The organism is Streptomyces sp. NPDC087428 (genome assembly GCF_044744085.1).
GTDB lineage: Bacteria > Actinomycetota > Actinomycetes > Streptomycetales > Streptomycetaceae > Streptomyces.
In genome coordinates, this window is record NZ_JBIUXR010000020.1 from 25896 (window position 1) to 51974 (window position 26079).

General features: G+C 71.7%; 22 protein-coding genes. 12 read left to right on the plus strand and 10 right to left on the minus strand.

What is annotated here, in order from left to right; all coding sequences use genetic code 11:
• Nucleotides 1–8: 8 nt before the first annotated feature.
• From nuoL to recQ, 4 genes are all read left to right on the plus strand, one after another.
• A complete protein-coding gene (gene nuoL / locus ACIO3R_RS34085) occupies nucleotides 9–1904 on the plus strand; it encodes an NADH-quinone oxidoreductase subunit L (RefSeq protein WP_402110901.1) in 1896 nt (631 codons plus the stop codon).
• Nucleotides 1905–1908: 4 nt separating this feature from the next.
• The gene (locus tag ACIO3R_RS34090; RefSeq protein WP_385036962.1) at nucleotides 1909–3504 is read left to right on the plus strand and encodes an NADH-quinone oxidoreductase subunit M; all 1596 of its coding nucleotides are present in this window, start codon (nucleotides 1909–1911) and stop codon (nucleotides 3502–3504) included.
• Entirely contained in the window at nucleotides 3501–5165 is a 1665-nt protein-coding gene (gene nuoN / locus ACIO3R_RS34095) for an NADH-quinone oxidoreductase subunit NuoN (RefSeq protein WP_385036960.1), read from the plus strand. The genes ACIO3R_RS34090 and nuoN overlap by 4 nt, the downstream gene beginning before the upstream one ends.
• Nucleotides 5166–5299: 134 nt before the next feature.
• Nucleotides 5300–7354: a DNA helicase RecQ gene (recQ, locus tag ACIO3R_RS34100; RefSeq protein ID WP_402110992.1), complete on the plus strand. Its 2055-nt coding sequence runs from the start codon at nucleotides 5300–5302 to the stop codon at nucleotides 7352–7354.
• Nucleotides 7355–7378: 24 nt separating this feature from the next.
• On the opposite strand, the gene ACIO3R_RS34105 is transcribed toward recQ, so the two are convergent.
• From ACIO3R_RS34105 to ACIO3R_RS34125, 5 genes are all read right to left on the minus strand, one after another.
• On the minus strand, nucleotides 7379–7993 hold the full coding sequence (locus tag ACIO3R_RS34105) for a Uma2 family endonuclease (protein ID WP_385349840.1): 615 nt from the start codon (nucleotides 7991–7993) through the stop codon (nucleotides 7379–7381).
• Nucleotides 7994–8125: 132 nt separating this feature from the next.
• A complete protein-coding gene (locus tag ACIO3R_RS34110; RefSeq protein WP_402110904.1) occupies nucleotides 8126–8776 on the minus strand; it encodes a GPP34 family phosphoprotein in 651 nt (216 codons plus the stop codon).
• Entirely contained in the window at nucleotides 8773–10002 is a 1230-nt protein-coding gene (fahA, locus tag ACIO3R_RS34115; RefSeq protein ID WP_402110905.1) for a fumarylacetoacetase, read from the minus strand. The genes ACIO3R_RS34110 and fahA overlap by 4 nt, the downstream gene beginning before the upstream one ends.
• A gap of 160 nt (nucleotides 10003–10162) precedes the next feature.
• Nucleotides 10163–12187 (minus strand): CocE/NonD family hydrolase, encoded by a 2025-nt coding sequence (locus tag ACIO3R_RS34120; RefSeq protein WP_402110906.1) that lies wholly within the window; start codon nucleotides 12185–12187, stop codon nucleotides 10163–10165.
• 9 nt (nucleotides 12188–12196) lie between these two features.
• The gene (locus ACIO3R_RS34125) at nucleotides 12197–13696 is read right to left on the minus strand and encodes a peptide MFS transporter (RefSeq protein ID WP_402110907.1); all 1500 of its coding nucleotides are present in this window, start codon (nucleotides 13694–13696) and stop codon (nucleotides 12197–12199) included.
• Nucleotides 13697–13852: 156 nt separating this feature from the next.
• On the opposite strand from ACIO3R_RS34125, the gene ACIO3R_RS34130 reads away from it, so the two are divergent.
• The 5 genes from ACIO3R_RS34130 to ACIO3R_RS34150 all read left to right on the plus strand — a co-directional run bounded on the left by ACIO3R_RS34130 (nucleotide 13853) and on the right by ACIO3R_RS34150 (nucleotide 19168).
• The gene (locus ACIO3R_RS34130; protein WP_385037680.1) at nucleotides 13853–14863 is read left to right on the plus strand and encodes a polyprenyl synthetase family protein; all 1011 of its coding nucleotides are present in this window, start codon (nucleotides 13853–13855) and stop codon (nucleotides 14861–14863) included.
• A gap of 252 nt (nucleotides 14864–15115) precedes the next feature.
• A complete protein-coding gene (locus tag ACIO3R_RS34135; protein WP_402110908.1) occupies nucleotides 15116–16348 on the plus strand; it encodes an outer membrane lipoprotein carrier protein LolA in 1233 nt (410 codons plus the stop codon).
• 156 nt (nucleotides 16349–16504) lie between these two features.
• Nucleotides 16505–17506 (plus strand): ATP-binding cassette domain-containing protein, encoded by a 1002-nt coding sequence (locus ACIO3R_RS34140; protein WP_402110909.1) that lies wholly within the window; start codon nucleotides 16505–16507, stop codon nucleotides 17504–17506.
• Nucleotides 17493–18383 (plus strand): ABC transporter permease, encoded by an 891-nt coding sequence (locus ACIO3R_RS34145; RefSeq protein WP_385037688.1) that lies wholly within the window; start codon nucleotides 17493–17495, stop codon nucleotides 18381–18383. Before ACIO3R_RS34140 ends, ACIO3R_RS34145 begins: the two co-directional genes overlap by 14 nt.
• 197 nt (nucleotides 18384–18580) lie before the next feature.
• Complete coding sequence (locus ACIO3R_RS34150; protein WP_363024372.1) at nucleotides 18581–19168, plus strand: TetR/AcrR family transcriptional regulator; 588 nt, start codon at nucleotides 18581–18583, stop codon at nucleotides 19166–19168.
• Between the two features lie 48 nt (nucleotides 19169–19216).
• Here ACIO3R_RS34150 and ACIO3R_RS34155 read toward each other — a convergent pair whose 3' ends face one another.
• Nucleotides 19217–19837, minus strand: coding sequence for a TetR/AcrR family transcriptional regulator (locus ACIO3R_RS34155; protein ID WP_385037692.1), 621 nt, complete (start codon nucleotides 19835–19837; stop codon nucleotides 19217–19219).
• Nucleotides 19838–20008: 171 nt separating this feature from the next.
• On the opposite strand from ACIO3R_RS34155, the gene ACIO3R_RS34160 reads away from it, so the two are divergent.
• Nucleotides 20009–21154 carry an FAD-dependent oxidoreductase gene (locus ACIO3R_RS34160; protein WP_402110910.1) on the plus strand — a complete coding sequence of 382 codons (1146 nt, stop codon included), beginning with the start codon at nucleotides 20009–20011 and terminating at the stop codon, nucleotides 21152–21154.
• Between the two features lie 62 nt (nucleotides 21155–21216).
• Nucleotides 21217–21963, plus strand: a complete 747-nt coding sequence (locus ACIO3R_RS34165) for a class I SAM-dependent methyltransferase (protein WP_402110912.1) — start codon at nucleotides 21217–21219, stop codon at nucleotides 21961–21963.
• On the opposite strand, the gene ACIO3R_RS34170 is transcribed toward ACIO3R_RS34165, so the two are convergent.
• Nucleotides 21930–22775: an HAD family hydrolase gene (locus tag ACIO3R_RS34170; protein ID WP_385037701.1), complete on the minus strand. Its 846-nt coding sequence runs from the start codon at nucleotides 22773–22775 to the stop codon at nucleotides 21930–21932. The genes ACIO3R_RS34165 and ACIO3R_RS34170 overlap by 34 nt on opposite strands.
• 92 nt (nucleotides 22776–22867) lie before the next feature.
• Here ACIO3R_RS34170 and ACIO3R_RS34175 point away from each other — a divergent pair, with 92 nt between their 5' ends.
• Nucleotides 22868–23404 carry a GNAT family N-acetyltransferase gene (locus ACIO3R_RS34175; RefSeq protein WP_402110914.1) on the plus strand — a complete coding sequence of 179 codons (537 nt, stop codon included), beginning with the start codon at nucleotides 22868–22870 and terminating at the stop codon, nucleotides 23402–23404.
• A 35-nt stretch (nucleotides 23405–23439) separates the two neighbouring features.
• On the opposite strand, the gene ACIO3R_RS34180 is transcribed toward ACIO3R_RS34175, so the two are convergent.
• The 3 genes from ACIO3R_RS34180 to ACIO3R_RS34190 all read right to left on the minus strand — a co-directional run bounded on the left by ACIO3R_RS34180 (nucleotide 23440) and on the right by ACIO3R_RS34190 (nucleotide 26056).
• The gene (locus ACIO3R_RS34180) at nucleotides 23440–23889 is read right to left on the minus strand and encodes a VOC family protein (protein ID WP_385037707.1); all 450 of its coding nucleotides are present in this window, start codon (nucleotides 23887–23889) and stop codon (nucleotides 23440–23442) included.
• 65 nt (nucleotides 23890–23954) lie between these two features.
• Nucleotides 23955–24599 carry a class F sortase gene (locus ACIO3R_RS34185; protein ID WP_402110916.1) on the minus strand — a complete coding sequence of 215 codons (645 nt, stop codon included), beginning with the start codon at nucleotides 24597–24599 and terminating at the stop codon, nucleotides 23955–23957.
• Nucleotides 24596–26056 carry a hypothetical protein gene (locus tag ACIO3R_RS34190; RefSeq protein ID WP_402110918.1) on the minus strand — a complete coding sequence of 487 codons (1461 nt, stop codon included), beginning with the start codon at nucleotides 26054–26056 and terminating at the stop codon, nucleotides 24596–24598. Before ACIO3R_RS34190 ends, ACIO3R_RS34185 begins: the two co-directional genes overlap by 4 nt.
• Nucleotides 26057–26079: the final 23 nt, after the last annotated feature.

Consider the following 26079-nt stretch of genomic DNA (forward strand, 5'->3'; position numbering starts at 1 on the left):
CTGGAACCGTGGAGAACCTGATTGCGCTGCTTGTCGCGGCGCCCCTGCTCGGAGCGGCGGTGCTGCTCTGCGGCGGCCGACGCCTTGACCGTGTGGGCCACTGGCTCGGCACCCTGCTCGCCGCCGCCTCCTTCGTCATCGGCGTGGTGCTCTTCCTCGACATGCTGGGGAAGGGCGCCGACGACCGGGCGTTGCACCAGAAGCTGTTCAGCTGGATTCCGGTCGAGGGCTTCCAGGCCGATGTGGCCTTCCAGCTCGACCAGCTGTCGATGACGTTCGTGCTGCTGATCACCGGTGTGGGCACGCTGATCCACATCTACTCGATCGGCTACATGGCGCACGACGAGCGCCGGCGCCGCTTCTTCGGCTATCTGAACCTGTTCCTCGCGGCGATGCTGATCCTGGTCATCGCCGACAACTACCTGCTGCTGTACGTCGGGTGGGAGGGCGTCGGTCTGGCGTCGTACCTGCTCATCGGCTTCTGGCAGCACAAGCCCAGCGCGGCCACCGCCGCGAAGAAGGCCTTCCTGGTCAACCGGGTCGGTGACATGGGCCTGTCGATCGCGATCATGCTGATGTTCACCACGTTCGGCACCTTCGCCTTCGGTCCCGTTCTGGCGGCCACCGACGGGGCGACCGAGGGCAAGCTGACGGCGATCGGCCTGATGTTGCTGCTCGCCGCCTGCGGCAAGTCCGCCCAGGTGCCGCTCCAGTCCTGGCTGGGCGACGCGATGGAGGGCCCGACCCCGGTCTCGGCCCTGATCCACGCCGCCACCATGGTGACCGCGGGCGTCTACCTCATCGTCCGGTCCGGCGCGATCTTCAACGCCGCCCCGGACGCACAGCTGGTCGTCGTGATCGTCGGTGCGGTCACGCTGATCTTCGGGGCGATCGTCGGTTGCGCGAAGGACGACATCAAGAAGGCCCTCGCCGGCTCGACGATGTCGCAGATCGGCTACATGATCCTGGCCGCCGGGCTCGGCCCGATCGGCTACGTCTTCGCGATCATGCACCTGGTGACGCACGGCTTCTTCAAGGCCGGGCTCTTCCTCGGCGCCGGTTCGGTCATGCACGGCATGAACGAAGAGGTCGACATGAGGAAGTACGGCGGCCTGCGTAAGTACATGCCGGTCACCTTCATCACCTTCGGCCTCGGCTACCTCGCGATCATCGGCTTCCCCGGACTGTCCGGCTTCTTCTCCAAGGACAAGATCATCGAGGCTGCCTTCGCCAAGGGCGGCACCGAGGGCTGGATCCTCGGCGCGGTCACCCTCCTCGGCGCCGCGATCACCGCGTTCTACATGACGCGCGTGATGCTGCTGACGTTCTTCGGCGAGAAGCGCTGGCAGCCCGACGCGGAGGGCCACGAGCCGCATCCGCACGAGTCCCCGAAGTCCATGACCATCCCGATGATCGTCCTGGCGTTCGGCTCGGTCTTCGCCGGAGGCTTCTTCTCCATCGGTGACCGCTTCCTGCACTGGCTGGAGCCCGTCACCGGGCACGACCACGGCGACGCCCCGGTCAGCGCGACCACCGTCACCGCCGCCACCATGGTGGTGCTCGTCATCGGTGTCGGCATCGCCTGGATGATGTACGGGCGCAAGCCCGTGCCCGCGGTCGCCCCGCGCGGCTCGCTGCTCACCCGGGCCGCCCGCCGCGATCTCCTCCAGGACGACTTCAACCACGTCGTCCTCGTCCGCGGCGGCGAGCACCTCACCCGCTCCCTGGTCTACGTCGACCACACCCTGGTCGACGGTGTCGTCAACGGCACGGCCGCCTCGATGGGCGGGCTCTCCGGCCGGCTGCGAAAACTGCAGAACGGCTACGCCCGCTCCTACGCGGTCTCGATGTTCGGCGGTACGGCGGTCGTCATTGCCGCGACCCTGCTGATGAGGGCGGTCTGATCACATGTCCTTTCCCCTCCTGACAGCGACGGCGGTGCTCCCGGCGATCGGCGCGATCGCCACCGCCGCCGTCCCGGCCGCGCGGCGCACCGCCGCCAAATGGCTGGCGCTGCTCTTCTCGCTGGGCACCCTGGTGCTCGCGGGAGTCGTGCTCGCCCGCTTCGAACCGGGTGGCAGCCGCTTCCAGCTCACCGAATCGCACGCCTGGATCAAGGACTTCGGCGTCCGGTACGAGCTGGGCGTCGACGGCATCGGCGTGGCGCTCATGGCGCTCACCGCGCTGCTCATGCCCTTCATCATCCTGGCGGGCTGGCACGACGCCGACCCCCTGGAAAACCAGAGCCGGCGCTGGCGGCCGACCCAGGGCTTCTTCGCCCTGATGCTGATGACGGAAGCGATGGTGATCCTCTCCTTCGAGGCCACCGACGTCTTCGTCTTCTACATCCTGTTCGAAGCCATGCTCATCCCGATGTACTTCCTCATCGGCGGCTTCGGCGACCGGGCCACCTCCTCCGCGGCAGCCGCCGCGGAGGGCGGCGGCGACGAGAACGCCGCGGCCCAACGCTCTTACGCGGCGGTGAAGTTCCTCCTCTACAACCTGGTCGGCGGCCTCATCATGCTGGCCGCGGTGATCGGGCTCTACACGGTCGCGGGGACGTTCTCGCTCTCCGAGATCGCCGAGGCCCGCGCCAACGGCACGTTCTCCATGGCGACCAGCACCGAGCGCTGGCTCTTCCTCGGGTTCTTCTTCGCCTTTGCGGTGAAGGCCCCGCTGTGGCCGCTGCACACCTGGCTGCCCAACGCCATGGGCGAGGCGACCTCCCCGGTCGCCGTGCTGCTCACCGCGGTCGTCGACAAGGTCGGCACCTTCGCGATGATGCGCTTCTGCCTCCAGCTCTTCCCGGAGGCCAGCAAGTGGGCCACGCCGGTGATCCTGGTCCTGGCGCTGATCAGCATCGTGTACGGGGCGCTGCTCGCCGTCGGTCAGCGCGACATCAAGCGGCTGATCGCCTACGCGTCGATCTCGCACTTCGGCTTCATCGTCCTCGGCATCTTCGCGATGACGAGCCAGGGCCAGTCCGGCGCGACGCTCTACATGATCAACCACGGGATCTCGACGGCCGCGCTGATGCTGGTGGCGGGCTTCCTGATCACCCGGCGCGGCTCGCGGCTCATCGCCGACTACGGCGGAGTGCAGAAGGTGGCACCGATCCTGGCCGGCACCTTCCTGATCGGCGGTCTGGCCACCCTGTCGCTGCCGGGGCTCGCCCCGTTCGTCAGTGAGTTCCTGGTCCTGGTCGGCGTGTTCTCCGCGTATCCGGCGGTCGGCATCATCGCCACCACCGGCATCGTGCTCGCCGCGATCTACGTCCTCGTCCTGTACCAGCGGACGATGACGGGACCGGTCAAGGCCGAGGTCCAGGGCATGGCGGACCTCAAGGTCCGTGAGCTGGTGGTGGTCGTCCCGCTGATCGCACTGCTGATCTTCCTGGGCGTCTACCCGAAGCCGCTGACGGACATCGTCAACCCGGCGGTGCAGCACACCATGTCGGACGTACAGAAGAAGGACCCCCAGCCCGAGGTGGAGGCCGCCAAGTGAGCGCAACAGCTGTCCACAGCCTGTGGACAATGGCGGGCGGGGTGACATCGGCCGCCCCTGACGAGAAGTTCAAGGCGCCGGTCATCGAGTACGCCCAGCTGACCCCGGTCCTGATCGTGATCGGAGTCGCCGTCCTCGGCGTGCTCGTCGAGGCCTTCGTGCCGCGCCGGGCCCGCTACCACACGCAGGTCTTCCTCACGGTCGTCGCCCTGGTCGCCGCGTTCGCCGCGGTGGTCGGCCTGGCGGCCGGCGGATACGGTACGACAAAGGCGCACATCGCCGCGATGGGGGCCGTCGCCATCGACGGGCCCGCCCTGTTCCTCCAGGGCACCATCCTGCTGACGTCGCTGGTCGCCGTCTTCACCTTCGCCGAGCGGCGGCTCGATCCCGCGTCGCACGGCAGCCACGTCGACTCGTTCGCCGCCCAGGCCGCCTCGGTCCCCGGCAGCGACAGCGAGAAGGCCGCGGTCAAGGCCGGGTTCACCACCACCGAGGTCTTCCCGCTGATCCTCTTCTCGGTGGCGGGCATGCTGGTCTTCCCCGCGGCCAACGATCTGCTGACGCTCTTCGTGGCCCTGGAAGTCTTCTCGCTCCCGCTCTACCTCCTGTGCGCCGTCGCCCGCCGCAAGCGGCTGATGTCGCAGGAGGCCGCGGTGAAGTACTTCCTGCTCGGCGCCTTCTCCTCGGCGTTCCTGCTCTTCGGGATCGCCCTGCTCTACGGGTACGCGGGCTCCGTCTCGTACGCCAGGATCGCCTCCGTCGTGGACGGCTCCATCCAGCAGATCGACCCGGCGCTCGCGGACACCATGGGCAACGACGCGCTGCTGCTCATCGGCGGCGCGATGATCCTGACCGGCCTGCTCTTCAAGGTCGGCGCCGTCCCCTTCCACATGTGGACCCCGGACGTCTACCAGGGCGCCCCGACCCCGGTCACCGGCTTCATGGCCGCGGCCACGAAGGTCGCCGCGTTCGGCGCGCTGCTGCGCCTGCTGTACGTGGTGCTGCCGGGCCTCACCTGGGACCTGCGGCCGGTCATGTGGGGCATCGCGATCGTCACGATGCTGGGCGGCGCGATCGTCGCCATCACCCAGACCGACATCAAGCGGCTGCTGGCCTACTCCTCGATCGCGCACGCCGGCTTCATCCTGGCCGGTGTCATCGCGGCCACGCCGGAGGGCATCTCCTCGGTCCTCTTCTACCTCGCCACGTACTCCTTCGTGACGGTCGGCGCCTTCGCCGTCGTCACCCTGGTGCGCGACGCGGGCGGCGAGGCGACGCACCTGTCGAAGTGGGCCGGGCTCGGCCGTCGCTCGCCGCTGGTCGCCGCGGTCTTCGCGGTGTTCCTGCTGGCCTTCGCCGGTATCCCGCTCACCTCGGGGTTCTCCGGAAAGTTCGCGGTGTTCAAGGCCGCGGCGGACGGCGGCGCCGGCGGACTGGTCGTCGTCGGTGTGATCTCCTCGGCGATCGCCGCGTTCTTCTACATCCGGGTCATCGTGCTGATGTTCTTCAGCGAGCCGAAGGCGGACGGCCCCACGGTCGCCGTCCCGTCCCCGCTGACGATGACCACGATCGCGGTCGGTGTCGCGGTCACGCTGGTGCTGGGCCTGGCCCCGCAGTACTTCCTGGACCTGGCGAGCCAGGCGGGAGTCTTCGTGCGGTAGGGCGATGGGGCACCACCGCTGGAACAGCGCCGGACGGGCTTGTGAGTCAAGCCCGTCCGGCGCTGTCGTAGCCGGCGCCTATCGTGGCAGGGGAGAACAGGGACGGAACGGGCCGGATGCCGGGGGACAGAGCGATGAGCGGGACGGGCGTAACAGGCGTGACAGATGTGACCGTGGATGTGACCGAGAGCGATGCGCGGCAGACGCTCCACCGGGTTTTCGGGTACGAGACGTTCCGGGGCGAGCAGGAAGCGGTCGTCGACCATGTGGTGGCGGGCGGGGACGCCGTCGTGCTCATGCCGACCGGTGGCGGCAAGTCGCTCTGCTACCAGATCCCGTCCCTGGTCAGGTCCGGTACGGGCATCGTCATCTCGCCGCTGATCGCCCTGATGCAGGACCAGGTGGACGCCCTGCGGGCGCTGGGCGTGCGGGCCGGATTCATCAACTCCACGCAGGACCTCGACGAGCGCCGCTCGATGGAGGCCCAGTTCGTCGCGGGCGAGCTGGACCTGCTGTACCTGGCCCCGGAGCGGCTCCGGCTGGACTCCACCCTCGGTCTGCTCTCGCGCGGTGAGATCTCCGTCTTCGCGATCGACGAGGCGCACTGCGTCGCCCAGTGGGGCCACGACTTCCGGCCCGACTACCTGGCCCTGTCCGTGCTGGGCGAGCGCTGGCCCGACGTACCGCGCATCGCGCTGACGGCGACGGCGACCGCGGCCACGCACCAGGAGATCACCCAGCGCCTGGGGATGCCCGACGCCAAGCACTTCGTGGCGGGCTTCGACCGGCCCAACATCCAGTACCGCATCGTGCCCAAGGCCGACCCGAAGAAGCAGCTGCTGTCCTTCCTCAAGGAGGAGCACGCCGGGGACGCGGGCATCGTCTACTGCCTCTCGCGCAACTCCACCGAGAAGACCGCCGAGTACCTCTGCCGCAACGGCATCGAGGCCGTCCCGTACCACGCGGGTCTGGACGCCGGAATCCGCGCGCGCCACCAGTCCCGCTTCCTGCGCGAGGAGGGCCTGGTCGTCGTCGCGACGATCGCCTTCGGCATGGGCATCGACAAGCCGGACGTGCGCTTCGTCGCCCACCTCGACCTGCCGAAGTCCGTCGAGGGGTACTACCAGGAGACCGGCCGGGCCGGCCGGGACGGCGCCCCCTCCACGGCCTGGATGGCCTACGGACTCCAGGACGTCGTCCAGCAGCGCAAGCTCATCCAGGGCGGCGAGGGCGACGAGGCCTTCCGCCGCCGGGCCGCCTCGCACCTGGACTCCATGCTGGCCCTGTGCGAGACCGTGCAGTGCCGGCGGGCCCAGCTGCTGAAGTACTTCGGCCAGGAGCCCACCACGGCCTCCTGCGGCAACTGCGACACCTGCCTGGCCCCGCCCGAGACGTGGGACGGCACGGTGGTCGCCCAGAAGCTGCTGTCCACGGTGGTACGGCTGAAGCGGGAGCGCGGGCAGAAGTTCGGCGCGGGCCAGATCATCGACATCCTGCTGGGCCGCAAGACGGCGAAGATCATTCAGTTCGACCACGACCAGCTCTCGGTGTTCGGCATCGGCGAGGAGCTGGCCGAGGCGGAGTGGCGCGGCGTGGTCCGGCAGCTGCTGGCCCAGGGCCTGCTCGCCGTCGAGGGCGAGTACGGCACGCTGGTGCTCACGGAGGAGAGCGGCTCTGTGCTCGGCCGGGAGCGCGAGGTGCTGCTGCGCAAGGAGGCCCCGAAGCCCGCGTCGCGCTCCTCGAAGGGCGACCGGAAGGCGAAGTCCTCGGCGGCGGTCGCCGAGCTGCCGGAGCAGGCCGTGCCGGTCTTCGAGGCACTGCGAGCCTGGCGCGGCGCCCAGGCCAAGGAGCTGGGCCTCCCGGCCTACGTGATCTTCCACGACGCGACGCTGCGCGAGATCGCGACGCTGCGTCCGGGCTCGACCGCCGAGCTCGGCGGCATCAGCGGCCTCGGCGAGAAGAAGCTCGCGACGTACGGGGACGGGGTGCTGGAGGTGCTGGCCTCGTTCGGCGACGCACCCACGGAGCCCCCGGCCCCGGCACAGCCCCCGGCTCCCGCCCCGGCCCCGGACCCGCAAGCGGCCCCCGCACCGGCGGCCGCGCCCGCACCTGCCGCGGTGCCCCGCCCCACCGTCCCGGACGCCGATCCGGAGTTCGGCTGGGACGAGGAGCCGCCGGAGTTCGACTGAGACGGGGCGCCGGGTACGGCGGACCTACCGCGGGTCCGCCGCCGCTCCCCGGCGGCGCGGGGTGATGGCGGTGAGGTCGAGGTCGACCGGGAAGGGCACGGACACCTTCATCCGGTCGTGGAAGATGCCGGTGGAGGTGTAGGCCCCGGTGGCCGGCTCCAGTTCGAAGACGTGGACCACGGCGCGGCCGTCGTGGTTCTCCACCCGCCAGAAGTGCGGGATCTTCACCCGGGCGTACTTCACGGGCTTGGTCTCCCGGTCCCGCGTGACGGACTCCTCGGACACGACCTCGACCGCGAGCAGCACGCTGCTCGCGGGCAACCGTGTCTGCCACAGACTCTCGACCGCGTCCGCGCGGACGACGACCACGTCGGGTTCGGGCCGGTTCCAACGGTCGATGTCGATCGTGAACCGGGACAGGACCTCCAGGCGGGGCGGCGCCGAGGACCGCAGCCACCGGCTGAACTCGCTGACGGCCCGCGCATGGAAGAGGGTCTGAGGAACCGCGAAAACCAGGCTGCTGTCGATCAGCTCCGTGTGCGGAGGCAGATCCGGAAGCATGTCCAGGTCATCGGAGGTCCATCCGCCCTCGGGCGGAACCGGCCACCGTGGCTCGGCGGGCGGGGGCTCGGCGCTCATCGGTACTCGCATACGAAGGAGTCTCGTGTTCCGGCCGGCCCGTACGCCGGCCAGAGGAGCCAGGACACCCCCCCACGCGTGAGCGGGTCACGCGCTGTTGACCGTCGTCCCCCGGGCCGCCCGACCCAGGGCCTACCCCCCGCCCCCCGACTGGTTCGACCGGTCGCGGCGGACGTTGCGGTGCACCGCGTGGGCCGGCCACTGTTCGCGGATCAGGTGGCGCATCGCGGCGCGCCCGGCCCGGTCCGCGGCGAGGAAGCGGGACAGGCCCGCCGCCGAGACGAGCGCGGCGAGTGCCCGGCTCCGGGGGTCGGGGAAGCCCGCCCGCTCGGCGCTGGCGAAGCGGTGGCGGGCCTGCGCGGCCAGGTCCTTCGCCACCACCGGGTGGCGGTGGTACGGCAGCAGGCCGAGGAACCGGTGGGTCTCCCGGCGCAGGACGCCGCGCTGCACGAGGGCGTCCAGGTACTGCCCCGTGACCTGCCGGCCCGACTGCCGCACCAGGCGCGTCGCCGATACGCCCGAGCCGCGCCGGCCCTTGCCGGGGGCCGGCAGGCTCCGGACCGGCGTGGCGAGCAGCGGGTCCGGCGGCTCCAGCGGTTTGGCCAGCCGGGCCTGCCCGCGCTCTTCGGCGATCCACCCCTGGAGCTCCAGCTCGGCCAGGGCCGCCCCGGCCATCGCGTACTCCAGGAAGCGGTTGCGGCAGTACGGTTTGCCGCGCTGCGGGTCCAGCGCGAGCAGCAGCAGTTCCTCGGGCAGCGTCGGCTCGGGCGGCGGCGGGATCATGGCGCGGAGACGATCCGGCCGGTCACTTCCCCGAGACCGACCCGGGTGCCGTCCGGTCCCGGTGCCCACGCCGTCAGCGTCACCGTGTCGCCGTCCTCCAGGAACGTCCGCTTGCCGTCGGGGAGTTCGAGGGGGTCGCGGCCGTTCCAGGTGAGTTCGAGGAGCGAGCCGCGCTGGGCCGGTTCCGCGCCGCTGATGGTGCCGGAACCGTAGAGGTCACCGGTCCGCAGTGAGGCGCCGTTGACCGTCATCTGCGCGAGCTGCTGGGCGGCCGTCCAGTACATGGTGGAGAACGGCGGCTCCGCGACGACCTGGCCGTTGATCGCGACGGAGAGCCGCAGGTCGAATCCGCCGGGCTCCTCGTCGTCCGCGTCGTCGAGGTAGGGCAGCAGCGGGAAGTCGCGGGCCGGCGGAGCGGTGCGCGCGGCGTCCAGGGCCTCCAGCGGCGTCACCCACGCCGACACGGACGTGGCGAACGACTTGCCGAGGAAGGGGCCCAGCGGGACGTACTCCCATGCCTGGATGTCCCGTGCCGACCAGTCGTTGAGCAGCGAGAGCCCGAAGACGTGCTCGCGGAAGTCGGCGAGGGCGACGGACCGGCCCTGCTCCGAGCCGACGCCGACGACGAAGCCGACCTCGGCCTCGATGTCCAGCTTCACGGACGGGCCGAAGACGGGCGCCGGGTCCGTGGGGGCCTTGCGCTGGCCGGAGGGGCGCGCCACGTCCGTACCGGAGACCACGACGGTGCCCGCGCGGCCGTGGTAACCGATCGGCAGGTGCTTCCAGTTGGGGGTGAGCGCGTCGCCGTCCGGGCGGAAGATCCGGCCGACGTTGGTGGCGTGGTGCTCGCTGGCGTAGAAGTCGACGTAGTCCGCCACCCGGTAGGGCAGATGGAGCGTCACGGAGTCCACCGGGTGCAGCAGCGGCTCTATGTCGGCGCGGTGGGCCGGGACCGTCACCCACGCGGTCAGCGCCCGGCGTACATCGCTCCAGGCGGTGCGGCCGGCCGCGAGCAGCGGCATCAGGTCGGGCTGGGCCAGCAGCTGCGCGTAGGGCGAGCCGAGGGCCAGCGCCGCCGCCCCGGCGTCCAGCACATGGCTGCCGATGCGGACGCCGACGCGTCGTTCTCCGGGCCGGTCGGGCGCGGAGAAGACGCCGTACGGAAGGTTGTGCGGACCGAAGGGGTCGCCCTCGGCCAGATCGAGCGGGCTGCTCTGCTCGGGCATCTGTTGCTGCCTCGCTTTCCAGGTCGCTTGGGGGACACGTTACGTCGGGGGTGTCACCCGGCGGCAGAGCCCCAACTACCCCCCTATGCCCGGAAAGTGCCGCTGTATCCCCGCGTATCCGGCGGAACGCGGGGACACGGCGGGGATACGGCGGAACGGTTCACCCGGCCGTGCGCGGGATCCGCTTCTCCCAGGTCCGGTGGAAGACGACTTCGCCGCCGTCCTTGCAGACCACCTCGTTGGAGGTGAGGAAGTGGGTCGCGTCGGCGGTGATCTCGGAGTGCGTCTCGATCAGGGCGTCCCAGGCCATCTCCGGCCGGTGCAGCCGGACCGTCCAGTCGGAACGGGTGCGCGCGGAGAGCGGGTCGTTCTCCTGGATCGCGTACGTCTCGACGGCGTCCTCGGTGAATTCGAGGCCGTCCGGGTAGACCCGGGTGCCGCCGTAGCGCGGGTCCACCTCCATCCGCCACTCGCCCTTGGCGACATCGCGGATCACCAGGCGCTCGGGGCGCTGCTCGTCGAGCGTGGCCGGGTGGACGACGCCGAGCGGCTCCGACTGCTCCGGCTCCTCGAAGTGGATCGCGGGGTCCTCGGTGTGCCGGCGCACCGGCAGTTCGACGAGGCTGCCCCCGGCGTCCAGGGTGAAGCCCGCGGAGCCGGCCTGCGGCCAGATCCAGGGCCAGTACGAGGAGGAGACCGCGAGCCTGATCCGGTGGCCGGGCGGGAAGGTGTGCCCGATGCCGTTCAGCTCGAACGTCACGTCCTCGGCCGCCCCCACCGGCCAGTCCTCCGCGCGGTCCCGGCCGTGCCGGGTGGCGAGGTTGAGGGCGCCGCGGGTGACGAGCGTGGAGGAGCCGTCGGGGGCGACATCGCAGAGCCGGGCGACGGCCTGGCCGCGCGGTACGTCCATCCAGATGCGCAGCCGCACCCGGGGGCGGCCCAGGATCTCGATCGGGGCGTCCTCGACGGGGAACTCGAAGCACACCGACTTGGCGTCCTCGTCGCGCTGGTCGGGCGGCAGGTCGGCGTCGTTGCCGAACGGGAAGAACCGGCCCGCGTCCACCCCGGTCTGCTGCGGCGAGTCGACGATCTGGGGTCCGCCCTTGAGGGCGTACGCGACCGGCGCGACGTTCTCCGAGGGCCAGCTGGTGTCCCCGACCCAGCGGCCGGGCAGCGTCTCGTACACCGTGGCGGGCCGGTGCGACTCGCTGATCCAGGACCGCAGCAGCGGCTCCGACATGACGCCGGTGTCCTTCTCCTTCAGGTGCTGGTCCCACCAGCGCAGCGTCTCCTGGAGGAAGCCGATGCCGGGCCCCGGCGGCAGACCGCGGTCGGGGTACTGGTGCGACCAGGGCCCGATCAGCCCCCGGACCTTCGCCGGGTCCAGGTGCTCGACGAGCCGCAGCACGGTGTCGCGGTACGGGTCGTGCCAGCCGCCGACCGCGAGGACGTTCGCCTTGATGGCGGAGTAGTCCTCGCAGACGCTGCCGTGCTTCCAGTAGTCGTCGCGGGTCTGGTGGGCCAGCCAGGTGTGGATGAAGGGGTCGACCGCTTCGAGCCGCTCCAGCCACATGTCCTTCCACCCGGCGCCGACCTGGGCCGGGTCGGGCGGCCGGCAGACGAAGGCCAGCATCGTGGCGGCCCAGGCGTGCATGTCCACGGCGAGGACGGAGCCGCCCATGTAGTGGACGTCGTTGTCGTAGCGGTCGTCCGCCGAGCACACGGTGACGATCGCCTTCAGGGGCTCGGGTGCGAGCGCGGCGATCTGGAGGGAGTTGAAGCCTCCCCAGGAGATGCCGAACATGCCGACCCGGCCCGAGCACCACTCCTGCTGGGCCAGCCAGTGGATGACGGCGACACCGTCCGCGAGCTCGGTCGCGTCGTACTCGTCGCCCGGCAGCCCCTCGCTGTTGCCATGGCCGCGCACGTCGACGCGTACCGAGGCGTAGCCGTGGCCCGCGTACCAGGGGTGGCGCTGCGCGTCGCGCGGCGCCGTCCAGTCGCTGAGCCGGTAGGGCAGGTACTCCAGCAGGGCGGGCACCGGTTCGTCGGTGACCGGCCGCCAGATCCGGGCGTACAGCCGGGTGCCTCCCCCGGAGCCTTCGGCCTGGGAGGTGCCCCCGGGCAGCGGGATCCAGATGTCCTCGCGGGTCGTCTCGTACGGGAATTCGGTGCGGATGTGCATGGGGGTACCTCAGTGGACGGGGTGCATGGTGCGCTTGAGCCAGGGGGCGGCGGCGACGACGGCCACACCGGCCACCACCGCGATAGCGCCATTGACACCGAAGTAGGCGGGGTTGGATACCTCGCCGTACAGCTTCACGATCTGGGCCTGGATTCCGTTGGCGAGGGCCAGTGAGAGGAACCAGAGCGCCATCGTCTGGCTGGCGAACGCCCTGGGGGCGAGCTTCGTGGTCGCGGACATGCCGGAGGTCTCCAGCAGGATGTCGCCGAGCCCGAGCAGCAGGTACGAGCCGACGATCCACCAGGCGGCCATCTTGTAGGTGTCGTCGGAGTGCCCGGAGGTCGGCAGGACCATCAGGAGGAACGAGAGCCCGCCGAGGATCACGCCGATCGCGATCTTGTTGGACGCGTGCGGCTGGCGCGGGCCCATCCTCGCCCAGACGGCGGCGACCACCGGAGCGAGTGCCACCTCGAACGCGCCGAGCGCGGAGGCGTACCAGCTGGCCGGGAAGTGGAACCCGAAGATCTCCGTGCGGGCGTTGGTCGACGCCAGCAGCATCATCGTCGAGTACGCCTGGAAGAGGATGAAGTTGAAGACGACGGAGGCCAGGAACAGCACCACGTACGGGCGCAGCCTGCCGCGCTCCTCGGCGCTGACCCGGGGGCTCCTGAACATCACCACGAAGTACACGACCGGTGCGATCACCGAGATGAGGGTGAGCAGGTCGACGAAGCGGTCCATGGTCAGCCAGCCCGCCAGCGCCAGTGCGGTGGCGAGCGCGGCGAACACGAGGACGCCGATGACGATGAGCCGGACGGCCCGGCGCATCGGTGCGGGGGCGAGGGCGAATTCGGCGGTGTTCTTACGCCCGGCCAGGTGACGCCGGCCCAGTACGTACTGGATCAGGCCGAGCGTCATACCGAAGGCGGCGGCCGAGAAGCCCCAGTGCCAGCTCGCGTGGTCACCGAGCCAGCCGGTGACCAGCGGGCCGAGGAACGCGCCGATGTTGATGCCCATGTAGTAGAGGGCGAAGCCGGCGTCGCGGCGCTCGTCGTCGGTGCGGTAGAGCTTGCCGACCATGGTGGCCACATTGGGCTTGAGCAGGCCCGTTCCGGCACTGATCAGGCCGAGGCCGACCCAGGTCATGGCGTCGGTGGGCACCGCCATGGCGTAATGGCCGATGGCGATGAGGATGCCGCCGTACAGGACGGCGCGGTACGAGCCGAGGATCCGGTCGGCCAGCCAGCCGCCGGCCACGGAGACCAGGTAGACGAGGGTGCCGTAGGCGGCGGAGACGGACGCGGCGGTACCCGCCTCCATCCCCATGCCGCCGTTGGCGACGGTGTCGGCGAAGTAGAGGACCAGGATCGCCTGCATGCCGAGGAACGAGAACCGCTCCCAGACCTCCAGGCCGGACAGGGTCATCAGACCCCGTGGCTGGCCGAAGAAGGCGTGGTCGTCGCCGGGCGGGGGCTGGGCGGGTTCGGTGTCGGTGGCGGTGTGGGACAAAGGGACAACTCCTGATCGTATGAGCTGATCCCGAACATACCGGCGGTGGCGGGAAGGCGCCCACGGTGATCCAAAGGGGACCGGATACGCTGACTTGAGTGATGACAGCGACACATCGACATTCCGTGTGATCGTCAGCAGACAGGAGATCCCCTCGTGACCGTCGTCGGGCCGTTCGGACTGAGCGTGCGGGACCAGGCTCTTGAAGCCGGTGTCCAGGCCGGTTTGGCTGCTGTCGAGTCGGGGCTGCTCGATGCGACCAAGAGCGAGGTGCCCTTCATCACAGAGGCCGCGCAGCACCTGGTGCACGCGGGGGGCAAGCGGTTCCGGCCGCTGCTCGCGATGCTCGCGGCCCAGTTCGGTGACGCCGACGCCCCGGGCGTGGTGCCCGCCGCCGTGGTCGTCGAGCTGACGCACCTCGCGACGCTCTACCACGACGACGTGATGGACGAGGCCGACGTTCGGCGCGGGGTCGACAGCGCCAATTCCCGCTGGGGCAACTCGGTGGCGGTGCTGACCGGCGATTTTCTCTTCGCGCGCGCGTCGCACATCCTGGCCGACCTCGGCCCCGAGGCGGTGCGCATCCAGGCGGAGGCGTTCGAGCGCCTGGTCACCGGCCAGATCCTGGAGACGGCGGGGCCGCGCGACGGCCGCGACCCGGTCGACCACTACCTCGAGGTGATGCGCGGCAAGACCGGTTCGCTGGTCGCCGTGGCCTGCCGGTTCGGCGCGATGATGGCCGGTGCCGGTGATTCGGCGACCGACACCCTCACCCAGTACGGCGAACGGCTCGGCGTCGCCTTCCAGCTCGCCGACGACGTCCTCGACATCGCCTCCGACTCCCACGAGTCCGGCAAGACCCCCGGCACCGACCTCCTCGAAGGCATCCCGACGCTGCCCGTGCTCCATCTGAGGGCGCAGGCCGAGGCCGACGGCAAGCCGGACGACCTGGAGCTCGTCGAGCTGCTGGACGGCGACCTGACCGACGGCGGCCGGCTCGCGGAGGCGCTGCGCCGGCTGCGCGCCCACCCGGCGCTCGACCAGGCCCGGCACGACACCATCCGGTACGCGCAGGAGGCGCGGGCCACGCTGGCGCCGCTGCCCGGCTGTTACGCCAAGTCCGCGCTGGAAGAGATGTGCGACGCCGTGGTGCACCGCGCGGGCTGAGAGCCTGTCGGGTGACCTTCGGTCGGATGGCGGACGCGGTCTGCTCGCCGTCCCCTACGGGTCGGTGGGGCGACAGCCCCTCGGTGTCATACCGAAGAGGTACGCGGAGTTGCTCCCCCGGGCTGACGCTTCAGGCCGCCCGATTTGGTCAGATGGAGAACAACCACTCCTGACCAAAACGGGTGACAATGGCGGCACGGAGTGGACGAGTGCATCCCGACGGAAGCCGCCGACCACGGAGGTAGGGCACACATGGCACCGAACGACAGCGCGGGCACCGGCAACACGGCCCCGCACGGCACCACGGGCACCGTCGCGGGCCGCCGGAAGGCGGTGCGCTACATCGTCCCGGTAGCGGTGGCGGGCGTGGCGGCCGCGACGATCGGGCTGGTCCCGGCGCTCGCGAGCTCGGGCGACCCCGATCTGCCGGAGATCAGCGCACAGGAACTCATCGAGAAGATCGCCGCCTCGGACACGCAGCAGCTGTCCGGCACGGTGAAGATCAGCACCGACCTCGGCATCCCGTCCCTCGACGGCCTGGCCGGCTCCTTCATCCCGGACGACGCGGGGGACAAGGGCGCGTCGAGCGCCGACCCGCAGGCGAAGCTGACGGAGCTGGCGTCCGGCACGCACACCCTCCGGGTGGCCGCCGACGGCCCCGACCGGCAGCGGGTGTCCGTCCTGGACAACGCGTCCGAGTACAGCCTCATCCACAACGGTGACCAGGTCTGGGCGTACGACAGCAAGTCGAACGCGGTCTACCACGCGAAGGAGAAGGCGGGGGGCGCGACGAAGCGCGGCGAGCACCCGGCCCCGGACGGCGTACCGACCACCCCGAAGGCCTTCGCCGAGCAGGCCCTCAAGGCCGCCGACGGCACCACGTCCGTGACGGTCGGGGGCACCGCGCAGGTCGCGGGCCGCGACGCGTACCGGCTGGTCATCAAGCCCGAGCAGAGCGGCTCCACGATCGGTTCGATCACCGTCGCGGTGGACGCGAAGACCGGCGTGCCGCTCAAGTTCACGCTCCGGCCCAGCAGCGGCGGCAAGGCGGCGGTCGACGCGGGGTTCACCTCCGTCGACTTCGGCAAGCCCGACGCGTCCTCGTTCTCCTTCACCCCGCCCAAGGGCGCCGAGGTCACCGAGGCGGACGGTGCCGGAAGCCGTGCGGAGGCCCGGAAGGCGGAGAAGGCCGAGGGCGGCCTGGGCGCGCTCAAGGACATGAACGTGATCGGCAAGGGCTGGACCGCGATCGCCGAGATCAAGACCCCCGGCGGCACCGGCATCCCCTCGAAGGCGTCGGGCGACGTACCGGCGGAGGTACAGGGGCTCCTGGACTCGTTCGGTGACAAGGTCACCGGGAAGTTCGGCTCGGGCACGGTCTTCAAGACCCGCCTGGTCAACGCGCTGATGACCGATGACGGCCGGATGTACGTCGGCGCGGTCACGAAGGACGCGCTGGTGAAGGCGGCGGACAACGCCGGCTGAGCAGCCCGTCGGGTGACCCGGCAGTCCCTGTCACGCGACACCGTCGCCCACGCGTGCACCACGCGTCCGCCCCGCCGTAGCCTCCGTACGGCGGGGCGGACGCGGTCCGGCGCCCGCCGCCGCGCATCCGCTCCGGCGAACCCCTGGGGAGTACGCATGACCGAGACCGAGCCGGTGACCGGCCCCGGGACCGTGAACGGCCCACGGCCGGCGGCGGACGCGGCGCCCGTGATCGAGACCCGGGGCCTGACCAAGCGGTACCGGGGCGGCCAGCTCGCCGTCGACGGGCTCGACCTCACCGTCCCCGGCGGCAGCGTCTTCGGCTTCCTCGGCCCCAACGGCTCCGGGAAGACCACCACCATCCGGATGCTGATGGGGCTGATCGACCCGACGTCCGGCACGGTGAGGGTCCTGGGCCGCCCCATGCCGGACGCGGCCCGCACCGTGCTCCCGCACGTCGGCGCGCTGATCGAGGGGCCCGCGCTGTACGGGTTCCTGAGCGGCCGGGACAACCTGCTGCGCTACGACCGCGCCGACCCGACCGCCGATCCGCGCACCCGCCGCGCCCGCGTCGACGGCGCCCTGGAGCGGGTCGGCCTGGCCGTCGCGGGCGGCAAGAAGGCACGGGCGTACTCGCTGGGCATGAAGCAGCGGCTCGGCCTGGCCGCGGCCCTGCTCCGGCCCCGCCGGCTGCTCGTCCTGGACGAGCCGACCAACGGCCTGGACCCGCAGGGCATGAGGGAGATCCGCACCCTGGTCCGGGAGCTGGCGGCCGAGGGCACCACGGTCTTCCTCTCCTCCCACCTCCTGGACGAGATCGAGCAGGTCTGCACGCACGCGGCGGTCATGGCACGGGGCAGGCTGCTCATCCAGGGCCCGGTCGCCGACCTCGCGGCGGGCACCCGCGGCCGGCTCGCCGTCACCACCCCGGACCCGGCCGCGGCCGCCCGCGTCCTGAAGGAACACGGAGTCACCGGGCTCACCCTCGACGGGGACCGGGTACGGGCCGACGCCCCGCCGGGCTCCGCCGAACTCGCCGACCTGAACGCCGCCCTGGTGCACGGCGGAGTACGGGTCAGGTCCTTCGGCGTCGAACGGGCCTCCCTGGAGGACGCCTTCGTCGCGCTCACCGGAGAGGGATTCGATGTCGCAGGCTGAACAGGTACGCGAGGAGGCCCTCCCGCTCCGGCGCAACCCGCTGTGGACGCTCGGCATCCTCCGCTCCGAACTGACCACCACCCTGCGCCGCTGGCGCACCCTCGCCCTGCTCGGGGTGCTGGCCGCCGTCCCCGTACTGATCGGGATCGCGGTCCGGATCGAGACGGCGGACGGCTCACCGGCCGGTCCCGGCGAGGGCGGGGCCGGGCCCGCGTTCCTCTCCCAGGTGACGAACAACGGCCTCTTCCTGGTCTTCGCCTCCCTCGCCGCGACGCTCCCGGTCTTCCTCCCGATGGCGGTGGGCGTCATCGCGGGGGACTCCGTCGCGGGCGAGGCCAACGCGGGAACGCTGCGCTATCTGCTGGTCGCACCGGCCGGCCGGACCAGGCTGCTGCTCGCCAAGTACGCCACCACGCTGGCCTTCTGCCTGATCGCGACCCTGGTCGTGGCGGCGTCCGCGCTGGCCGTGGGCGCGCTGCTGTTCCCCGTCGGCGACGTCACGACGATCTCCGGCACCCGGATCGGCTTCGGTGAGGGCCTGTTCAGGGCGGTGCTGGTCGCGGTGGCGGTCGCGGTGTCGCTGATCGGCTTCGCGGCGCTCGGACTGTTCGTCTCGACCCTCACCAACAGCGGCATCGCGGCCATGGCGGCGACGGTCGGGGTCCTGATCACGGTGCAGATCGTGGACACCATTCCGCAGCTGCACGGGATTCACCCGTACCTCTTCCCGCACTACTGGCTGTCCTTCGCGGACCTGCTGCGCGCCCCGGTCTACTGGGACGACCTGGTGAGGAACCTGGAGCTCCAGGGGCTGTACGCGGCGGTGTTCGGCTCGGCGGCCTGGGCGCGTTTCACGGCGAAGGACATCACGGCCTGAGGGCGGCCGGGGCTCTCACCCGTACCGTCGGCCGGGCGAGCCGTCCCCCGATCGGCTCGTCGCGGCACGAACGGCACGAACGGTGCGAAGGGTGGGAACGAGCCGACACGCTACGTTCCGTTTCCGCCTGAGCATTGTTCGACTTCTGGCGACGGACTGTCAACAACGATTGGCTCGAACGGCCCTATGCTCACCGAATGATCACATCGCCGAGTTCACTGCGCCGCAGCGAGAGCTCACGCAGGGCGACCCTGGACGCGGCCCTCGCCCTCTGTACGGAGAAGGGGTACGGCCGCGTCACCGTCGAGGCCATCGCGGCACGGGCGGGTGTCAGCAAGAAGACGATCTACCGCTGGTGGCCGTCGAAGAGCGCGGTCCTGCTGGAGGCGTTCACGGAGGCGCTGGTCCAGGGCAACCCGCCCACCGACACCGATGACATCGCCGCGGACCTGCGGACCCATGTGAACGGCGCGGTCGCCGTGCTCTCCGTGCCGCCCTTCGGCCCCGCGTACGCCGGCATACTCTCCGAGATCCACCACGACGACGAACTGGCGGAAACGGTCCGCACCCAGCTGATCGAACCCCGCTTCGAAGAGGTGGTCACCCGGCTGCGCGTCGCTCAGGAACGGGGCCGGATCCCGCCGGGCGCCGATCTGCGGCTGGCGGTGGAGATGCTGTACGGCCCGGTCTACTACCGGCACCTGCTGCGCAAGCCGATGCAGGACCCGGAGGCGGTGGCGGCGCTGGTCGACCGTGTGCTGCGGTCGATGGGGGCGGTTGCCTGAGCGCTCGCGCGATCCCCGGCCGGACCGGAGCCGGTCCGGCCGGCCGTGTCAGCTCTTCCGGCGCTCCGCGGCCGTGTCCCCGGAGCCGGGCTGTGACGACTGCCAGCCGTGCGTGAGCAGATCGAACACCGTGTCCACGGAGGCACGCGGATCGTGTCCGGCCATGGCCAGGGCCGGGACCTCCAGGACGAACCGCGCGAGGGCCGAGCACGCGAGATCGTCGGCCTCCCGGCCGAGTTCCGCCGCGATGGCCGCGCCGAGCGCGCCCGCGTGCCGCATCCACATGCGTTCCCAGTACTCGCGCAGCGCGGGCGTCCCGTCCACCAGTGCGGTGAACCGGTCCCGGCGCGGATCCGACGCCACCCGCACCCAGGACCTCAGGGCGTGAGCGCGGAGCGCTTCGACCACGTCCTGGCCCGCGGGCCGATCGCGGACGGCGGCGATCAGCTCGGCCTCGACCTCCGCCTCGCGGTCGAAGACCAGCGCCTCCTTGCCCGGGAAGTGCGCGAAGAGGGTCGTCGTCGACACGTCGGCCTTCTCCGCGACATCTCGGACGCTCACCTGTTCGAATCCGTGCTCCAGGAAGAGTTCCAGGGCGGCGTCGGCGATGGCCTGCCTGGTCGCGGCCTTCTTGCGCTCGCGGCGGCCAACGGTCGGAGTCTCGGGCATGGCGCCCACTGTACCCCATGGGTGGAATGAAGCAGAAACTGTAATGGTTGCAGTTATTCACTCGTTCCTGCTTTGCTGGGTACCGACAGGGGTCGCCGCCGATCGGGCCGCGACACCGGACATCGCCGCGCCGCGGCGTCACCGGAACCCCGCCGACGAGAGGAACCCACCATGAACAGTCCGACGCCCGCCGACGCCCGCATCGGCATCATCGGCGCAGGTCCGGGAGGCCTGACCTGCGCACGCGTCCTCCAGCGGCACGGCATGGCGGTGACCGTGTACGACCGCGATCCGGACCGGACCTCCCGGAACCAGGGAGGCTCGCTCGACCTGCACGAGGACGACGGCCAACTCGCCCTCCGCGAGGCCGGCCTGCTGGAGGAGTTCCTCGCACTCGCCCGGTTCGAGGGGCAGGAGATGCGCCAACTGGACCCGGCCGGGGGCATGATCGCCCACCACGTCCCGGACGAGGGCGAAACCGCCCGCCCCGAGATCGACCGCGGACAGCTGCGCGATCTCCTGCTGCGCTCGCTCGCACCGGGGACGGTCCGGTGGGGTCGCGCTCTCGAGTCGGTGAGCGGAGCGGCCGGCGGACCGCGCACGCTGACGTTCACCGACGGGACGGCCGCGGAGGCCGATCTCGTGATCGGTGCGGACGGCGCCTTCTCCCGCGTCCGCGCCGCGCTGTCGCCCGCGACACCGCACTACACGGGGGTCGGCTTCCTGGAGGCGCGGTTCGACGCCGTGGACACCGCCCACCCCGAACTCGCCGCACTGGTCGGGAACGGCAGCGCCCACGCCGCCGACGGGGAGCGCGGCCTGTTCGCGCAGCGCAACAGCGGCGGCCACCTGCGCGTCTACATCATGCGGCGCGCCCCATTGGACTGGACCGCCGCGGCGGGGCTGCGCCCCGAGGACACCGAGGGCATCCGCGCGCGGCTGCTCGGCGAGTTCGCGGGCTGGTCACCGGAGGTGCTCCGGATGATCACCGACAACGACGGCCCCTACGTCGATCGCCCGATCCTCGCCCTGCCGGTGCCGCACACCTGGGAGCACTCGCCCGGCGTGACACTCCTCGGGGACGCCGCACACCTCATGCCGCCGCTGGGCGTCGGCGTCAACCTCGCCATGCTCGACGCCAGCGAGCTCGCGCTCTCACTCGTACGCTCCGCCACCGTCGACGACGCGGTGCGCGGCTACGAGAAGACGATGCTCCCGCGCTCGGCCGAGGTGGCGCGGATGCTCGAGGGCGGCGCCGAATTCCTGCTGGCCGTGCCCGGCCCCGACGAGGACCGGCCCGGTCACGGCCGCTCCTGACCCTGCCGGGGAAGGCGCGAAAAGCACGGCGCCGCGTACCCGTGGCCGTCAACAATGTCCGTATGACCATCACCTCGCAGGCCCGCTCGTTCGACACGGCCGCCGCCGCGTACGCCGCGAACCGCCCTTCGTACCCGCCCGAACTGCTCGACGCGGTCGCGGAACTGACCGGCCGCCCGTGGGAAGGCGCGCGCGTCGCGGACGTCGGGGCGGGCACCGGTCTGGCGACGCGGCTTCTCCGGGACCGCGGCGCGCACGTCATCGCTGTCGAACCGGGCCCCGGGATGGCCGCGCAGTTCCGTCTCGGCCTGCCCGAGGTCCCCCTCGTGATCGGGGACGGCGACCACCTGCCGCTGGCCTCCGCCTCCGTCGACGTCATCACCTACGCACAGGCCTGGCACTGGACCGATCAGCGCACATCCGTCCCGGAAGCCCTCCGGGTCCTGCGCCCCGGTGGTGCGCTCGCCCTCTGGTGGAACGACTCGGACAGCACCCTCGGCTGGATCGCCGGCCAGGACGCGCGCCTGCGCCGCCTCTTCGGCGCCGAGGACAGCCCGCACGACCCCCTGGCCCGGTTCCGCCGGCTGCCGGCCGGACTCGGCTTCGTCCACCGGCACGTGCCGTGGACCCGGACCGTTCCGCTCGACACGCATCTCGCCAACCTCGCCAGCTACTCCGACTTCCTGGTCCTCGGCAAGGAGGCGACGGAAGCCTTTCTCGCCGAGGAGCGCGAGGTGCTGGCCGAGGTCTTCCCGGACGGGACCGTCGAGGAGCACTACGTGGTCAGCCTGGCTGTCGCCACCCGCTGACCCGGTCGGCCGAAGACCCGCTCCAGGACGACCGCGACCCCGTCGTCCTCGTGGGACAGGGTCACCTCGTCCGCCGCGGTCCGCAGGAGCGGATGGGCGTTGGCCATCGCCACCCCGTACCCGCACCGGCGGAACATCGGCAGGTCGTTCGGCATGTCACCGAAGGCGATCGCGGTCGCCGGGTCCAGCCCCAGGTGCTCGGCGACGACCGCGATCCCGGCGCCCTTGTCGATGCCGTACGGCTGGAGCTCGACCGTGCCCGGCCCGGACAGCGTGACGGTCGCCAGATCCCCGACGGCCGCGTGGGCGGCGGCCGCCAGTGCGTCGTCGTCGAGCTCCGGGTGGCGGATCAGCACCTTGATGACCGGAGCCGCCCACAGTTCGTCGCGGTGGCGCGTGCGGCGGGCCGACAGCGGGGGGCGCGGCATGGGGAAGCCCGGCTCGATCAGCGTCTCGCCGTCGATCCCGTCCTGGTCCACCGCGGCGAAGACCTGCCCCACCTGGGCCTCTATCTTGCCGAGCGCGGTGGCGGCCGCCTCCCGGTCCAGGCCGACCGCACGGATCATGCGGCCGGTTCCGGCGTCGTACACCTGCGTTCCCTGCCCGCAGACGGCGAGCCCCCGGTACCCCAGCGCGGCGAACAACTCCCGTACGGCAGGCACCGGTCGGCCGGTGGCCACCAGGTGGCGGGCCCCGGCGGCGGTGGCGAGGCCGAGCGCGGCGCGGGTGCGCGGGCTCACGGTGGCGTCGCCGCGCAGCAGGGTGCCGTCCAGGTCCGTGGCGACGAGAGCGTACGCGGGTGGGAGAGGCATGGGCCGAGCGTAAACGGTCGGCTCCCGGCGCCCGCCGGGGGACGCCGCGAAATTGGATTGTCCGCCCGCCGCCCTTCGGATAGGACTGCCGGGTGATCAGCAGCGGAAACATCGGGCTCAGAGCCCGCCACGCAAGTGATGTCCAGGTCCTCCAGTCCGAGTTGTACGACGACGTGGTGACACGCTCACGCGCCGACTCCCGGCCCTGGCAGCCCATCGCGCCGGGTTCGGAGCACTCCCCCTACGCGATCGGTGAACCCTCCGACGACGCGGCGTGCTTCTCGGTGGTTGAGCTCTCCGCGGGGGAGCTGGCCGGTGAGGCGCTGCTGTGGGGCATCGACGGCCACAACAGGGCGGCGCACCTGGGGATTTCGCTGCGGCCCGACTTCCGGGGCCGCGATCTCGGAACCGACGTCGTGCGCGCCCTGTGCCACTACGGATTCGTGGTGCGGGGTCTGCGGCGGCTCCAGATCGAGACCCTCTCGGACAACCTCCCGATGATCAAGGCCGCGGCCAGGGCCGGATTCACCCTGGAGGGCACCCTGCGCCGTTCGGCGTGGGTGTACGGCGCCTTCGCGGACGAGGTCGTGCTGGGGCTGCTGTCGGAGGAGTGGCAGGCGCAGCCGTAGAACGCGCGCGTTCCGGGCCGTGCGAGGGGGCGCGCCTACTGGACGCAGAACTCGTTGTCCTCCGGGTCGCTCATCAGGGTCCATGTCCCGCCCTGTTCCGCGACCTCGCGGAGCACCTTCGCGCCCAGCCCCTCCAGCCGGGCCACCTCCGCGTCGCGGCGGTCCGGTCCGGCGTGCACGTCCAGGTGGAGGCGGTTCTTCACCGTCTTGGACTCGGGGACGCGCTGGAACAGCAGGCGGCGCCCGAGGCCCGTTCCGCTCTCCTGCTCGAACGGGTCGTCCGGGTGCCGGGCCGCCGCCAGGTCGCGCCAGGCCTTCCGGCCGTGCGCGGTCGTCGTGATCGCCTCCGGTACGGCTCCGAGTCCCAGGAGGCGTTCGACCAAGGGGCTGTTGTCCTCGATCTCGTAGCCGAGGGCCTCGGCCCAGAAGCCGGCCTGGGCGTGCGGGTCGGCGGCGTCGATGACGATCTTCCAGTCGAGAGGCATGGCGCCATTCTTACCCGGACGACCCCACGGTGGGGTCGAATTGGTGTTCGGGCGTGGCGGAATCCTCAGCCCGGCCGGACTGACACCAGCCGGGCGAAGGCCACCACGTTGGACTGGTAGCCGCCCGCGCCGCGGTCGTAGGCGCCGCCACAGGTGAGCAGGCGGAGCTGGGCGTCCTTCGTCGGGCCGTAGACGCGGGTGCTGGGGAAGTCGCTCTTCTCGTACTCCTCGGTGGCGTAGATGCGGAAGGTCGCGATCCTCCGGTCCGCGCGGCGGACGTCCACGGTGGCGCCGGGCGGCAGCGCGTCGAGCCCGGCGAAGGCGGCCGGGCCCGTGGGGGTGTCGACGTGGGCCACCACGATCGCGTTGCCGGGGGACCCCGGCGTCACGCCGTCCCGGTACCAGCCGGCCAGGTTGCGGTCCGCCGGGTCGGGCACGCCGAGCCTGCCCCGGTCGTCCAGGGTCAGGCCCACCAGGGGTGCGCTGACCCGGAGTCCGGGGATGTCGATGCGGACGGGACGGGCGGCGGGGAGGGGCGCCGCCGTGGACGCGGGGCCGGACCGGGGGGCGGTCCCGGTGCCGGGCTCCGCGAGCGGGGAGCCCGGCAGCAGGACCAGCGCCGCCGCGGCGGCCGGGACCAGCCCGGCCGCCGCGGTCCGGCGCGGGAACGACCGCCGGGGCGGCCGCTCACGCGGGAGGCGGGTACTCAACCGCGCCGGCGCCGCGCGGTGCGGAGCCCGCCGACAGCGGCGGCGACGGCCGCCAGCAGCCCGGCCGCGCCGATCGCCAGACCGGGACCGGAGAGGCCGTCGGAGCCGGAGCCGGCCAGGGCGGTGGAACCGTCACCCGCGTCGACCGGGCCGTTCGGCAGGGGCGCGCCGCCGTTGCCGTGACCGCCCCAGTGCCCGTCACCGTGTCCGTCACCGTGTCCGCCGCCGGGCGGGGTCGGCCTGGGGTGGTGGGGGTGCGTGGGGGAGGGCGAGGGGCCCGGCCCCTTGTCGGCGGTGATCCGGCTGTGGCCCGTGGCGCTCACACCCGTCCCCACCGGACCGTCCGTGCCGCCGACGGTGACGGTCAGTTCGGTCGTCACGTCGAGCCGCCCGGTCGGCGCGCCCTCCGCCGCGGCCAGGGTGAACGCGGCCCCGGCCTTGCCGCCGGGCTCCAGCGTGGCGCCGGCCCGGAGGCTGGTCCGCAGTTCGCCGGTGAGCGATCCGTCCGTCTGCCGGGTCAGGGGGACCGAGGAGCCCTCGGACATGACGGTCAGCTGGTCCGGCGCCAGCCCGGCCGGTCCCTTGAGGGTCAGACGCGTGCCGATGCCCTGGTACTCGGGGCCGTCCGCCGGGTCGGTGTAGGAGACGTCCGCCGGGCGGGGGCCGTCTCCCGCCCTGATCTCCTCGGGGAGCGTGAGCGCCGCCGAGGCCCGGCCGGTGACGGCGAAGTCCCAGGTGGTGCCCTTGGCGGTGATGTTGTCGACGTACGTGTTCAGCGTGCCGTTCGGGTCGCCGAGCCGGCCGATGTTGGCGATCACCCCGTACGCCCCCTCGCACGCCGTGACGAAGTGCGACAGCGGGGCGTCCCCGCCGGCCGGGATGCCCGCCACCGCCCGAGAGGTCCGCATCACGGAGTCGCCGGTGAGCCGGTACTTCTGCCAGGTGTCCGGCTTCAGCGCGGCGCCCTGTACGTCCGTGTTGGTGCCGGGTTCGAACGACAGGGTGGTGAAGCCGCCGCAGGAGGCCGGGAGCTGCAGGTTGGCGCCGATGTTGGTGACGCTGGAGCCCTCGGACGCCGTGTACGCCCAGTACGAGAGGCCCGCGTCCAGCAGCGGCCGCATCGGCTCCGGCGTCCACGTCGCGTTGAAGTAGTGCGCGGCCTGGGCCTGTTGCCCGGCCGCGATGGCCAGGCGCAGGCTGCCGTTCAGATGGACCGGGTCGGGCTTCGGGGAGACCTCCTGGACCCCCGGGTCCCGCTCCGGGGTCGTTTCCTGGAGGCGGAGCCAGGGGCCGTCGGGGCCGAGTCCGTCCTGATGGACGGTCACCACCGTGTCGTCCGCGACCGCGTGGGGAGCGATCCCGCAGGCGAGGACGGACACGGCGGACAGGGCGGCGGTGGCGGTCGCGGTACGCAGGAGCGTCCGGGGCGTCCCGGACGTGCGCAGGGGTCGGGTCATAAGGTGTGAGGAAAATATAAGCA